Consider the following 12,614-nt stretch of genomic DNA (forward strand, 5'->3'; position numbering starts at 1 on the left):
GGACCTGCCCTGACGGACCTACTTTAAAGATCCTGGTCGAACGAGCCGGACTGACTGGCGATCAGCCGCTCGAGGCGCGCGCTCTCGTTGGCCTCGTCTTCGCGGCGGGCGTGCTCCATCAGCAGGTAGGTGATCGACAGCGGCTCGAGCGTGAGGTCGTGCATCTCGCGCGGCTCGAGCGTGAAGAACTCGAACTGGCCGCCCTCCCAGCTCAGCAGGTCGAACACGCGGTCGATCGCGGAGGCGGCGTAGCCGAGGTTCTTGACGTCGCGCAGCGTGCCCTGCACGAGCCGCAGCACCGCGCTGTCTTGCCCGCTCTCGAGCCGCAGGTCGCCGGTCTTCTTCTCGGCCTCGAGGAACGACAGCACGCTGCCGAGGCGCACGTGCTGCAGGTCGCCCCGCAGCCCGCGGTTCTCGACGGCCCCGAGGCCGGCCCGGCGCGCGACCACTCCTTGCAGGCGCGCGACGATCTCGTCCGGCGACAGGTTCTTCGGCAGGTAGTCGTCGACGCCCATGCGATAGCCCTGGAGCCGCGACATGTCGTCGGACAGCGCGGTCAGGAACACCACCGGCACGTGGGCCAGCTTCTTGCGGCCGCGGGCCATCCGCAGCAGCGTCCAGCCGTCCATCTCCGGCATCTCGACGTCGGTGAGCAGCAGGTCCGGCTCGCTCTTGAGCGCGGCGGAGATCGCCATCAGCCCGTTGTCGGCGGTGGTGATGTTCAGCCCGCGTTCGCGCAGCGCCGCGGCCAGCTCGGTGCGCACGCTGGCCTGGTCGTCGACCAGCAGCACGTTGAGCGGGCGCGTCGGCGGCGGCTCCGCCTTCGGGCTGGTCGACGCGTCGAGCACCGAGTTCACGCACAGGCCGAAGATCCGCTCCTGCTCGGCCGTGAACGCGGCCAGCTGGATCAGCGTGCCCTTGCCGCCGTCGGCCCCGAGATCGACCGCCGTCCCGCTCAGGTACAAAATGGCGCGGTTGGGCAGGCTCAGCTTCACTCGCACCGGCTGGTTCGCCTCGAGGCTGCGCACGCCGGGGAGCAACAGGAACCCGCGTCGCAGGTTGTCTGTGTACTCTACGAGGAAGTCGTCGTAGGATTCGAGCGCACGCCGAACGTGGCGATCTTCGCAGGCTTCGGCGCGTCAGCCATTCCCGTCGCGACATCCTACGGGTTTTCCCCGCGAGGATCCAACGACAGTCTTCACTGGCCCCCACGCCACTCACTCGAGATAGTATCTGCAAGTGAACATTTCGCGCAGCGCACCGAGGCACGCCAGGCCGGGCATGAGCGCGTCCGTGGCGCTGAGCTCGCTCGGCGCCTTTGCGCTCGTCCTCGCGTCGATGTTCGTGGTGCCGTTCGCGCTGTGGTGCAACTTTTCGCTCGCGCGCACCGCCCAGCTCGACGCCCGCGTGTCGGCCCCGTGGCTGTGGATCCTCGCGTTCATCGTCACTCTGGGCCTGCCTGTCGCCCTCGCCGTGTGGAAGTACGGCACGGACGGCCGACGCCTGTCCGCGGCGATGATGTGGCTGCCGCTGCTGTGGATTGGCCGCGATCCTCCTCTGCACTCAGGTGATCCCGGGCCTGCTCGTCCAGTCGCTCCGGGCCCAGGGCGACCTCGCGGGCAAGCGCTTCGGCGACTCTCACAAGGTCGCGCGGATCCTCAGTGCGGTGGGTAACGGACTGGCAGATCGCCTCGCCCCGCCCGTCCCCGCCGCTCCCCGCGCCGCAGCGCGCGAGTCCGCGCCCACGCCCGCGCCGATCACCGCCGTCGCGGGCGCAGCGCCCGGCACCGCCATCGCCGTGCCGTTCTCCGCCGCCGGCAACGCGATCCTCATGAACGTCGAGCTCGAGGCCCCGCGGGTCGACTCAGCTTGCCGTATCTGTTCGACACCGGCGCCTCGTTCACCACGGTGCACACCGAGACCGCCGCCAAGCTCGGGCTCAACGTCCCGCCCGACGCGCCCACGCTGCAGTTCAACACCGCCAGCGGCCCGCGCGAGAGTCGGATGGTCTACTTGCCGAAGCTGCGCCTCGGCGGCATCGAGCTCAAGGGCCTGCTCGTGTCGGTGTGTGACGGCTGCGCCAACGACCGCTCGCAGGGTCTGCTCGGGCTCAACGTCATGCGCGAGTTCCTGGTCGAGATGGACTACCAGGCCGAGCGCATGAAGCTGCTGCCGCGCCCGCACGAGGGCCGGGCCAACCGCGCCTACGACATCTATCCGGCGGTGCAGATCGAGGTCGAGGGCTCGCCGGAGATCTGGCTCGGACGGATCCGCTGGGTCCTGCTGGTCAAGAACCGCAGCACCGTGGCGATCGAGAACGTGGTCCCCGAGGTCCACTTCTCCGACGGCCAGCGCATGGCCGGCGCGCCGATCGCCCGCATCGAGCCGGGCGGCTCCGGTCGCTCGCTGGTCGAGGGCAAGACGCTCGCCGAGGACCACGAGAAGCTCGGCTTCACCCTCGCGCTCGCCGAGGCCTACTGGTGATCGCCATGATGGTCGAAGAAGCCGCGCCGGCGTTCGAGTGGTCCTACGTCGTCCTCGCCGTCCTGATCCCGGTAGCGATCCTCGTCTACATGCTCGGCAACTTCCGGGCGAAGCGCCTCGGCAGCGCCCGCAACCTCGAGCCCAAGGGTCGTCGCATGCCCAAGGGCGCGATCAAGACCGACGCGCAGTTCTCCGGCTTCGTCGCCCGCGCCCTCGAGCGCGGCCTGCTCACGCCGATCGCCTCCGCCGAGGCCCAGCCGATCATGATCCGCGGCGTCATCACCTCCGCCGACGGCAACCTCGGCGGCCCCCGGGGCGCGAGTGCGTGTGGCGCAACCGCAGCGGCGCCCCGCGTGACGCCGCCGTCGCCGCCGAGTTCGTCGTCGTCGCCGACAGCAGCGGCCGCGCCACCGTCGAGAACCTCGAGCGCGCCGAGGTCATCGGCCCCGAAGAGAAGGCCGGCCCGCGCGTGGCCAGCACGGGGCTCTACATCGGCGACGAGGTCGAGGTCATCGGTCGGTTCAAACCCGAGCGCTTCGGCAGCGACCCCGACCCGACCCGGCTCGTCTACGGCTCGCTGGGCGGCGACGGCAACCTCTACGTGCGGGTTCACAGCCGGCCGAATCCGCCCGCGCCCGCAGAAACTCCCGTCCGCGCCGCCGCCGAGGCGCTATCCTCCCCTCCCTCCCCCGCACAGGCCCCGCAGGAGACCACCGAATGAAGCGCATCCTCGTCTGCCTCGCCGCGTTCAGCCTGACCGCCGCCTGCAAGAAGTCCGCGGACACCGACAAGCCGTCCGACGACAAGCCCACCACCGAAGTCGGCGACAAGCCTGCCGCCGCGCCCAGCGAGCCCGACCCGCCGGCCATCGCCGAGGCCCGCCAGAAGTACATCGCCGGCCAGTACGGCCAGGTCATCGAGAGCATGAAGCCGCTGGTCGACGACCTCAAGTCGAAGCAGAAGGCCCGCGCCTCGGGCCTCGGCGCCGCCTGGCTGTCGCTCGCGCTCGCCGAGGACGTCGTCGAGAACGCCAAGGACCCGGCCGACCACGCCCAGGCGATGGCCGAGCAGACCGGCGACCCCGAGGTGAAGATCGCCGCCAAGCTGGCCCAGGGCACCTACAAGCTCAAGACCGAGGACTTCGCCGGCGCCGCCGCCGACTTCGAGGAGGCCTACAACCTCCAGAAGGACGGCCCCAACGCCGGCCTCGCCCTCGTCATGTACGGCAACACCAAGATCAACCTCGCCTTCGGCGGCGAGGACAACGCGATCGTCAACCCCGGCGAGCTCGACTCCGCCGCCTCGACCTTCGTCAAGGCCCAGCGCCTGGTCGAGAAGCAGCCCGGCAACGAACTCATCGGCGCCCGCGCGCTCGAGGGCCAGGCCGCCGTGGTCCGCTACAAGGACAAGAAGAACACGCCCGAGGCGTGCCGCCTGATCGGCGAGGCCACCAAGATCTACACCAGCAAGGGCGCCGGCCAGCCCTTGATCGACGCGGCCAACGCGCTCCAGGACGAGGCCAGCTGCGGCCCCCGGCCGCCGCCACGCCCTGAGCACCCGCCCGCCCGCGAGCGAGGTCGTCGATTCGCCCTCGCTCGGGTCCCGAACGCCGCCACGCGCGGCGTTCGATCGAGCTCCGAACGCCGGCCCTCTCGCACGCACTGCCCCGGTGCGCCGAGACGGTCCCCTCCTGATCCGACCCACCTCGCGCGGCCCCCTTCTGCGCTCCGGCCGGCGCGCCTCAGCTTCGCGCGCGGCCCACTTCTACGCGCTCCGGAGGTCACGCCTCGGCCTCGCGCGCGGCGGCCGAGCTCCGACCGTCGCGCGGCGGCCGAAGCCTCCGACGGTCACGCCGCGACCTCGGCCTCGATCGGCCCCCGCGCCACGCACCGCGTCCGCCGCGTGGGTCGCCTCGCTCACGCCGCGCTCGCCGCTCGTCGATCGGCACCGCGACCCGCCCGCGACCCGCGGGTGCAGCGTTCAAACCCTGTCTTCTCCGCGCGCCGCCGCAAAGTCACCAGCGGTCGTGAGCGCGGGGCTTCTGCGGCGGCGCGCATCTGCGACAACACTTCCCGCCATGGATCCCGCAGCGGGTCACGATCCGTACCTCAACCACTGGGCCGACGCGGCCGCCGCCAAGACCCTCGCCGCGCACGCTGACGCCAAGGTCGTCACCGTCGCCGCCGGCATCACCCCGTCGGGCGTCGTGCACGTCGGCAACTTCCGCGAGGTCATCACCGTCGACCTCGTGGCCCGCGCCCTGCGCGACCGCGGCGCCGACGTGCGCTTCATCTACTCGTGGGACGACTTCGACGTCCTGCGCAAGGTCCCGGCCGACATGCCGCAGCGCGACATGCTGACCGAGAACCTGCGCCGCAGCATCAGCGCCGTGCCCGACCCGTACGGCGAGCACGACAGCTACGCCGGGCACAACATCGCCGCCTTCGAAAAGAGCCTCGCCCCGCTCGGCATCCGCCCCGAGTTCATCCGTCAGTCGCAGCGCTACCGCGCCGGCGCCTACGCCGACGGCATCCGCCTCGCGCTCAAGCACGCCGCCGACATCCGCGCCGTCCTCAACAGCGTCCGCGACAAGACCACCGCCAACACCCGCCTCGAGGACAACTGGCTGCCGCTGTCCGGCTTCTGCGACAACTGCGGCCGCGACACCCTCACCTTCGCCGTCGAGGGCGAGTGGACCGTCCACTACGACTGCAGCGCGTGCAAGCACGCCGCCGACGTCGACCTGCGCCAGGGCGGCAACCTCAAGCTCCCGTGGCGCATCGACTGGCCGATGCGCTGGGCCCACGAGCGCGTCTGCTTCGAGCCCGGCGGCAAGGACCACAGCACCGCCGGCGGCAGCTTCGACACCGCCAAGGACATCGTCCGCGTCGTCTATGGCTGGCAGGCCCCCGAGTACGTCGGCTACGACTTCGTGCGGATCAAGGGCCGCGCCGGCAAGATCTCGAGCTCCAAGGGCGACGTCGTCACCGTCTCCGACTGCCTCGAGATCTACGAGCCCGAGGTGCTGCGCTGGCTGTTCGTCTCGTTCCGCCCCAACACCGAGTTCCAGATCAGCTTCGACCTCGACGTCATCACCCTCTACGAGAACTTCGACCGCACGCGGCGGATCGCCTACGGCGTCGAGCCGGCCAAGGACGCCCAGGCGCGCCTGGTCGCCCAGCGCACCATGCAGCTGGCCAGCGTCGACCACCGGCGGATCGCCGAGGGCGACGTCATGCCGTTCGTGCCCGGCTTCCGCCACCTCAGCATGACGCTGCAGATCTTCGAGGGCGACCTCGACAAGACCGTGGCCTACTACGAGGAGGCCGGTCAGGTCGTCGGCGACGAGTCGCGCCGCCTGACCCGCCAGCGCGCCCGCTGCGTGTGGAACTGGATCGCCGAGTGGGGCCCCGACGAGTTCCGCTACAAGCTCCGCCGCGAGCCCAAGCAGCGCGAGCTGTCCGCCGACGAGGCCACCTGCCTCGCCCGCCTCGTCGCCCCGCTGCGCGGCCGCGAGGAGATCCGCGAGGACGAGCTGGTCCCGACCATGAAGAGCCTGTGCGAGGGCACCAGCCTCGACAACAAGACCTTCCTCCCGGTCGTCTACGACCTGCTCATCGGCCGCGACAAGGGCCCGAAGCTCACCACCCTGATCACCGCGATCGGCCCCGCCCGCGCCCTCTCGCTGCTGACGCCGAGCCTGCCCGCAGGGACATGAGCGAAGAGACAGGCGTCGGTCTGACCGCCGACGCCCGGCGCCGCCTGCTCGAGCTGCTCGGCACCATCGGCGCGTACAACGACAAAGGCATCGCCTGGACCCGCGCCAGCCCGGCCGCGGTCGCCGAGATGCGCGCCGGTTTCCGCCGGTCGATCGACGCCTTGATCGCCGACCTCGGCGCCGACAACCTGCCCGCGCCCGTGCTCGACTACCTGCGCTCGCCGCAGGCCGTCGAGGACGGCGACGGCGAGATGTACCTGTTCGTCCACCGCCTGCGCTGACGCCCGCGACGGTCTCGCCTCCGCCTCAAAGCTCTCCCGCAGCGATCACCGCCGCCTCGACCGCGCGCAGCCACTCCACGCAGCGCGACACGTCCTCGTCCGCGAGCCCGCGGACCCACTCGACGTGCTCGACGTACGGCTCCTCCGCCGCGATCGCCAGCGGGCACCCCAGCTCCGGCGCCGGCAGCTTCGGCATCGCCACCCCGCGCTCCTTTAAAAAGGCCGCGAGCCGCTTCTCGCGCTCGGCGACGCACAGCTCGAGCGTCGAGATCGCCGCCGCCATCACCTCCCGCACATCCGCCCGCGAGTTCGGCACCCGGGCCAGCCGCACTTGCCGGTACCACGCCAGCAGCGCGTGCAGCGGGCGATGTAGCGGACCTGCCGGCGCGCCCGCGGTTCGGCCGCGTCGAGGTGTTCGGACGAGTACGTGATGTCGACCGCGCGCGGCGGCTGCACCACCAACCTGTCCTCGGGGACATCCTTGCGCACCACCTGCCCCGCGCCCGTCACCGCGCCGAAGCCGACCTCGCGCGGCCCGACCATCCCGCCGGCGCCGCCGAGGAAGATCCGCCGCTCGCGCAGCAGCACCCCGCGGGGCACGTCGCCGACCAGCGACGCGGTCGCCTTGTCCCCGCGCGCCCCCCACGGCGTGAAGTTGAAGTGAATGAACCCGCTGCCGACCTCGGAGTGGTCCTCGCGCGACGTCCCGCCGGCCAGCAGCACGTCGCAGAAGTTGATCAGCGACCCCAGAGTCCCGAAGCACAGCACGATCGTGTGCTTGAGCCCGACCGCGTGGGCCGTGCTGGCCTCCTCTTCGAGCAGCGTCCCCTCGCGCAGGTGCGCCGCCGAGCCGGCCGAGGCCCCGCGCAGCAGCACCGCGCCGGACGCGTAGCCGCCGTCGATGCGCGCGCGTTCGCCGAGCACGCAGTCGACCGCGACCACCGGGCCTTCGCGCCCGAGCTCGGCGCCCGGGCCGAGAAAAGTGCGCGCGCCCTGCAGCCGCGTCCCCGGGTGGAGCACGACCCCTGCGTGGATCCGCTCGACGCGCACCTCCGGCCCCACGTAGGTCTGGCGCGGATCGATGATCTGCACCCCACGCCCCGCGAGCGCCGAAAGCCGCGCCTCGATCGCTGCGACGTCCGTCATGGCCGCGCTTTCTACCACGCGCCGGGAGCGCGAGATCGGGTACGCTTTGAGGGCGATGAACGCGGGACCTGGCCTTTCGGAACAGGAGCTGCGCGAGGCGGCAGCGGAGGCGGGGATCTCGCCGGAGGAGCTCCGCCGGGCGCTGGTCGAGCGCAACGGCCCACAGGCCACCGGCAAGGCCCTGGTGAAGCGCAGCGAGGGCGCCGAGCTGACCCAGTACAGCGCCGAGACCCGGCTCGACGTGCCGCCGGAGCAGGCGCTCGACGTCGTGCGGCGCGCCTTCGCCAAGCAGGTCGGTCACACCGGCCATCGCCAGGGCCCGAGCCGCGCCGACATCGTCGATGACAGCGCCGGCGTGGTCTACAAGATCCGCGCCGACGGCGACGGCCAGGGCGGCGCCCTCGTCAAGGTCGACGTCGACGCCGGCGCCGGCCGCAGCAACCTCGCCCTCGGCGGCTTCATCCTCGGCGGCTTCTCGCTCGGCATCACCGCCTTCGGCGCCCTGCTCGCCCCGCTGATCATGTGGGCCGGGATCACGCTCGGCGTCGTCGGAGCCGCCGCCCTCTTCCTCGCCGCCGCCCGCCTGAGCCAGGGCCGCAAGCGGGCCGAGCTGATCGTCGCCCAGGCCCTCGTCGAGGCCGAGGAGGCGCCGGCGCTTTCGGGCCCTCCGCGCGCTCCGCCCGGGCTAGACGATCGGGGTTGACCTCGGGCCGCCCGCGCGGCCATCGTCAGGCCCATGGCGAACGACGCGCCCGAGGGCGAGCGCCCCAAGGCGCCGCATTACATCACCGCCGACGGCATGAAGAAGCTGCGCGACGAGCTCGACCACCTGTGGAAGGTCGAGCGGCCGCGAGTGACGAGCGAGGTCTCGGCCGCGGCTGCTCTTGGGGACAGGTCGGAGAACGCCGAGTACATCTACGGCAAGCGCCGGCTGCGGGAGATCGATCGCCGCCTCGAGTTCCTGGCCAAGCGGATCGAGTCGCTGACCGTGTTTCATCCGCCGGCGCGCCCGCCCGAGAAGGTCAACTTCGGCGTGTGGGTCACGCTCGAGGACGAGGACGGCAACGTCGTCCACTACCAGCTCGTCGGCCCCGACGAGTTCGACGTCGACGCCGGCAAGATCAGCGTCGCCTCGCCGGTCGCGCGGGCCCTCCTCGGCAAGGAGGTCGACGACGAGGCCACCGTCCAGCGCCCGCGCGGCAGCGTCACCTTCACGATCACCGCCATCTCCTACCAGCCGCCCCGGCCCTGAACCCGCACGCGAGAACCCATGAGCACCCTGCAAGGCAAGACCCTCTTCATCACCGGTGCCAGCCGCGGCATCGGCCTCGCCATCGGCGTCCGCGCCGCTCGTGACGGCGCCAACGTCGTCATCGCCGCCAAGACCGCCGACCCGCACCCCAAGCTGGAAGGCACCATCTACACCGCCGCCGCCGCGATCGAGGAGGCCGGCGGCAAGGCCTTGCCGCTCGTGTGCGACATCCGCAGCGACGAGCAGGTGTATGCGTCGGTCGAGCGCGCGGTCAAGCACTTCGGCGGCATCGACATCCTCGTCAACAACGCCAGCGCGATCAGCCTCACCGGCACGCTCGACACGCCGATGAAGCGCTACGATCTGATGCACCAGATCAACACGCGCGGCACCTTCCTGTGCTCGCAGGCCTGCATCCCGCACCTCAAGCAGGCCCAAAACCCGCACATCCTGAACCTCGGCCCGCCGCTGTCGATGAAGGCGCAGTGGTTCAAGCCGCACGTCGCCTACACCATGGCCAAGTACGGCATGAGCATGTGCGTGCTCGGCATGGCCGCCGAGTTCGAGGACGACGGCATCGCCGTCAACTCCCTGTGGCCGCGCACCACCATCGCCACCGCCGCCGTCAACATGCTCGGCGGCGACATGATGATCGCCGCCAGCCGCAAGCCCGACATCATGGCCGACGCGGCCTATCACATCCTCACGCGGCCGAGCCGCAGCTGCACCGGCAACTTCTTCGTCGACGAGGACCTCCTGCGCAGCGCCGGCGTCACCGACCTCGAGAAGTACTCCGTGGTCCCCGGCGCCGAGCTGGCCCCCGACTTCTTCGTCGACTGAGCCCGCGCGCGCGTTGCTGATCGCCGGCGTCATCGCCTACGTCCTCGCCCAGCTCGCGCTCGGCCTGTGGATGGCCCGGCGCGTGCGCAGCCAGGAGGACTTCCTGCTGGCGGGGCGCAACATCGGCTACGTCCTCGCCACCTTCACCATCTTCGCCACCTGGTTCGGCGCCGAGACCTGCATCGGCGCCGCCGGCCAGATCGCCGAGCACGGCCTCGGCGGCGGCTCGGCCGACCCGTTCGGCTACGCGGTCTGCCTGCTGCTCATGGGCGTCCTCTTCGCGGCCGCGTTGTGGCGCCGCGGGATCGCCACGATCGCCGACCTCATGCGCCAGCGCTACTCGCCGGCGGTCGAGCGGGTCACCGCGCTGCTCGTCGCGCCGACCTCGTTCCTGTGGGCGGGGGCCCAGATCCGCGCTTTCGGCCAGGTCCTCGCGGCCAGCACCGGCATGAACATCGAGGTCGCCATCGCCCTCGCCGCCGGCACCGTCGTCGCCTACGCCTCGGCCGGCGGTCTGATGGCCGGCGTCGTCACCGACCTCGTGCAGGGCATCGCCCTCGTCATCGGCCTCGGCCTGCTCGGCTGGGCCGTCGTCGACGCGGCCGGCGGCCTCGGCCCCGCGCTCGCGAGCGTCGCTCCGGAGCGCCTGTCCTTCGGGTCATCTTCGACCTCGCTGGTCGAGACCCTCGACGCCTGGGCCATCCCGATCTTCGGCTCGCTCGCCGCCCAGGAGCTGATCGTCCGCGTCCTCGCCTGTCGCTCGCCGACGATCGCCCGCCGCAGCACCTTGCTCGGCGGCGGCCTCTACCTGCTGATCGGCCTCATCCCCGTGCTCGTCGGCCTCGTCGGCGTCGGCCTCGTCGGCCCGCTCGACCACCCCGAGCAGATCCTCCCCGCCGTCGCCTCGCGCTTGCTCGGCCCCGTCGCCTACGTCCTCTTCATCGGCGCCCTGATCTCCGCGATCCTCTCGACCGTCGACGGCGCCCTCCTGGCCGTCTCCTCCGTGGTCGCCCGCAACCTCGTCGAGCCGATGCTCCCCGGCATGAGCGACCGCCAGCGCCTGCAGATCTCGCGCCTGTGCACCCTCGTGTTCGGCGTCCTCGCCTACCTGGTCGGCCGCGCCGCCGACGGCGTCCACGACCTCGTCGAGGACGCCTCGGGCTTCACCGGCGGCGGCCTCGTCGTCGTCTTCACCTTCGCCCTGTGGAGCCGCTTCGGCGGCCCGAAGAGCGCCCTCGCGGCCCTGTTCGTCGGCCTGGTGCTGTGGCTGCTCGGCCGCTACATCGGCCTCGGCCCCGCCCCCTTCCTCACCTCGATGGCCGCCGCCCTGGTCGTCTACGTCGCCGTCGCCCTGCTCGAGCGCCGCGGCGAAGCTCGACGACCTGTCCCCACGGACATGGCCTGAAGATCATCCTCATACGTCTCGACAGTCGCTGCCGCCACGAGCGCCGCGAGACCGTCAACCTGTCCCGATAGACTTACTCTGAAGAGACCTCGACACACGTGTCCTCTCGGACACGTCGTCCGCAGCCCGCTCATTCCCTCAGCAGCGTCACCTCGAGCCGCTGCGGCCCGTCGCACGGGGCCCTGCAGCAGTACGACTCGTCCATCCCGACGCCGCGCGCCACCAGCCGTTCGCGCGCCACGCCGAGGCGCACCAGCTCGTCCACCACCGCCTCGGCTCGCCGCTGCGTCAGGTCGTACGCCTGCTGATCGCTCCGCATCCGTCGGCTGTGCGACGCGATCTCGACCTTGGCGTCGGAGTACTTCGCCAGCAGTGCCGCGTAGATCTCGAGCGCTCGCCGCGTCTTCGGCCGCAGCGTCGCGCTGCTGCCGACGCCTTCGGCCCTTCCATCGTTCCAGCGCAACGCGCGTCCACGGCCCCGTCTTCCTGCCGGTGCAGCACCGACAGCAGGCGCGGCACAATCGCCTGGGGCCCCTCGTCCGCAGCGCGTGGTCAATGGCGACCGTCTTCGTCTACGCTGCGCGCATGCTCGCCGGCTTCACCCGCGACGAACTCCTGCACGAGGCGCTCGTCTCCCCGCGTCAGGCCCGGGGCGCCTACGCCGACACCCAGGTCTACGAGCGCCCCGACTGGTTTCAGCTCCTCACCCCATCCTTCCGCCAGGGCGGCTTCAACGAGGTCGCCTTCGCTCGCCTCGGCGACGACGAGGTCGAGTCGGTCATCGATGCCACCCTCGCCCAGTACGCCGCGCACGGCCTGCGCTTCCGCTGGACCGTCACTCCCGACTGTCGTCCGCTCGACCTCGCCGACCGGCTCGCGCGTCGCGGCCTCCGCAGCGAACGCGTCGTCGTCCTGGCCGCCGCGATCGATTCCCTGCAGATCCCCGAGGCCGACGGCGTCACCGTCGAGCGCGTCGGCCTCGACACCGTCGAGCTCCACGCCGAGGTCACCGCGCGCGGCTGGAACGTCGACCCTGCCCCGCTCCTCGCCTATCAGCGCTCCCTCCTCGCCGAACCGACCGACGATCGCAACCACCTCTTCCTCGCCCGCCGCGACGGCGAGGCGATCGGCATCGGCAACTACGCCGCCCTCCCGCGCTCGGCCTTCCTCATCGGCGCGGTCGTGCTCGAGGATCACCGCTCGCGCGGCGCCTACCGCTCGCTCCTGGCCGCGCGCGTCCGCCACGCCGCCGCCCGCGGCCTGAAGCTCGTCACCACCCACGCCCGCGCCACCACCTCCGCCCCGATCCTCACCCGCTTGGGCTTCGTCCCCGTCGTCGAGCTGCCGGTCTTCTTCAATCGCTGAATTCCTTTAAAAGAGTGTTTCGGGACATGCTCGAAAGAGCATATTCCGGAACTTTAGTGCTCTGACCGCTCGACCGCCGCCGCTCCTCGGCTTAACCCTTCGTCGCAACTGCATCTCGGGACA

Annotated in this window: 15 protein-coding genes; 11 read left to right on the forward strand and 4 right to left on the reverse strand. The window is 71.3% G+C overall.

Annotated elements, in window-relative coordinates; translation table 11 throughout:
• Positions 1-23: 23 nt before the first annotated feature.
• On the reverse strand, positions 24-1,028 hold the full coding sequence (locus tag OV079_RS36720) for a response regulator (RefSeq protein WP_267774209.1): 1,005 nt from the start codon (positions 1,026-1,028) through the stop codon (positions 24-26).
• Between the two features lie 253 nt (positions 1,029-1,281).
• Between OV079_RS36720 and OV079_RS36725 the strand changes: the two genes are divergently transcribed.
• From OV079_RS36725 to OV079_RS36750, 6 genes are all read left to right on the forward strand, one after another.
• Positions 1,282-1,674 carry a hypothetical protein gene (locus OV079_RS36725; RefSeq protein ID WP_267774211.1) on the forward strand — a complete coding sequence of 131 codons (393 nt, stop codon included), beginning with the start codon at positions 1,282-1,284 and terminating at the stop codon, positions 1,672-1,674.
• A 195-nt stretch (positions 1,675-1,869) separates the two neighbouring features.
• Positions 1,870-2,484, forward strand: coding sequence for a retropepsin-like aspartic protease family protein (locus OV079_RS36730; RefSeq protein ID WP_267774213.1), 615 nt, complete (start codon positions 1,870-1,872; stop codon positions 2,482-2,484).
• A gap of 325 nt (positions 2,485-2,809) precedes the next feature.
• Positions 2,810-3,205: a hypothetical protein gene (locus tag OV079_RS36735; RefSeq protein WP_267774214.1), complete on the forward strand. Its 396-nt coding sequence runs from the start codon at positions 2,810-2,812 to the stop codon at positions 3,203-3,205.
• A complete protein-coding gene (locus tag OV079_RS36740) occupies positions 3,202-4,644 on the forward strand; it encodes a hypothetical protein (RefSeq protein ID WP_267774215.1) in 1,443 nt (480 codons plus the stop codon). The genes OV079_RS36735 and OV079_RS36740 overlap by 4 nt, the downstream gene beginning before the upstream one ends.
• Positions 4,562-6,202: a lysine--tRNA ligase gene (gene lysS, locus OV079_RS36745; RefSeq protein ID WP_267774216.1), complete on the forward strand. Its 1,641-nt coding sequence runs from the start codon at positions 4,562-4,564 to the stop codon at positions 6,200-6,202. Before OV079_RS36740 ends, lysS begins: the two co-directional genes overlap by 83 nt.
• Positions 6,199-6,483 (forward strand): hypothetical protein, encoded by a 285-nt coding sequence (locus OV079_RS36750; RefSeq protein ID WP_267774217.1) that lies wholly within the window; start codon positions 6,199-6,201, stop codon positions 6,481-6,483. The genes lysS and OV079_RS36750 overlap by 4 nt, the downstream gene beginning before the upstream one ends.
• A gap of 25 nt (positions 6,484-6,508) precedes the next feature.
• Here the strand turns inward: OV079_RS36750 and OV079_RS36755 are convergent, their stop codons facing one another.
• Positions 6,509-6,766 (reverse strand): hypothetical protein, encoded by a 258-nt coding sequence (locus OV079_RS36755; protein WP_267774219.1) that lies wholly within the window; start codon positions 6,764-6,766, stop codon positions 6,509-6,511.
• On the reverse strand, positions 6,766-7,629 hold the full coding sequence (locus OV079_RS36760; RefSeq protein WP_267774220.1) for a hypothetical protein: 864 nt from the start codon (positions 7,627-7,629) through the stop codon (positions 6,766-6,768). The genes OV079_RS36755 and OV079_RS36760 overlap by 1 nt, the downstream gene beginning before the upstream one ends.
• 55 nt (positions 7,630-7,684) lie before the next feature.
• On the opposite strand from OV079_RS36760, the gene OV079_RS36765 reads away from it, so the two are divergent.
• Genes OV079_RS36765 through OV079_RS36780 form a run of 4 tightly spaced genes read left to right on the forward strand, consistent with a single transcriptional unit; the run spans position 7,685 to position 11,126 of the window.
• Positions 7,685-8,332 (forward strand): hypothetical protein, encoded by a 648-nt coding sequence (locus OV079_RS36765; RefSeq protein ID WP_267774222.1) that lies wholly within the window; start codon positions 7,685-7,687, stop codon positions 8,330-8,332.
• A gap of 33 nt (positions 8,333-8,365) precedes the next feature.
• Positions 8,366-8,881, forward strand: coding sequence for a transcription elongation factor GreB (gene greB / locus OV079_RS36770; RefSeq protein ID WP_267774224.1), 516 nt, complete (start codon positions 8,366-8,368; stop codon positions 8,879-8,881).
• Between the two features lie 18 nt (positions 8,882-8,899).
• The gene (locus OV079_RS36775; RefSeq protein WP_267774226.1) at positions 8,900-9,721 is read left to right on the forward strand and encodes an SDR family oxidoreductase; all 822 of its coding nucleotides are present in this window, start codon (positions 8,900-8,902) and stop codon (positions 9,719-9,721) included.
• A 13-nt stretch (positions 9,722-9,734) separates the two neighbouring features.
• Positions 9,735-11,126, forward strand: coding sequence for a high affinity choline transporter 1 (locus tag OV079_RS36780; RefSeq protein ID WP_267774227.1), 1,392 nt, complete (start codon positions 9,735-9,737; stop codon positions 11,124-11,126).
• Positions 11,127-11,256: 130 nt separating this feature from the next.
• On the opposite strand, the gene OV079_RS36785 is transcribed toward OV079_RS36780, so the two are convergent.
• Positions 11,257-11,589 carry an OmpA family protein gene (locus OV079_RS36785; protein WP_267774228.1) on the reverse strand — a complete coding sequence of 111 codons (333 nt, stop codon included), beginning with the start codon at positions 11,587-11,589 and terminating at the stop codon, positions 11,257-11,259.
• A gap of 122 nt (positions 11,590-11,711) precedes the next feature.
• Between OV079_RS36785 and OV079_RS36790 the strand changes: the two genes are divergently transcribed.
• Positions 11,712-12,491 (forward strand): GNAT family N-acetyltransferase, encoded by a 780-nt coding sequence (locus OV079_RS36790; RefSeq protein WP_267774229.1) that lies wholly within the window; start codon positions 11,712-11,714, stop codon positions 12,489-12,491.
• Positions 12,492-12,614: the final 123 nt, after the last annotated feature.

Source organism: Nannocystis pusilla (assembly GCF_026626665.1).
GTDB lineage: Bacteria > Myxococcota_A > Polyangia > Nannocystales > Nannocystaceae > Nannocystis > Nannocystis pusilla.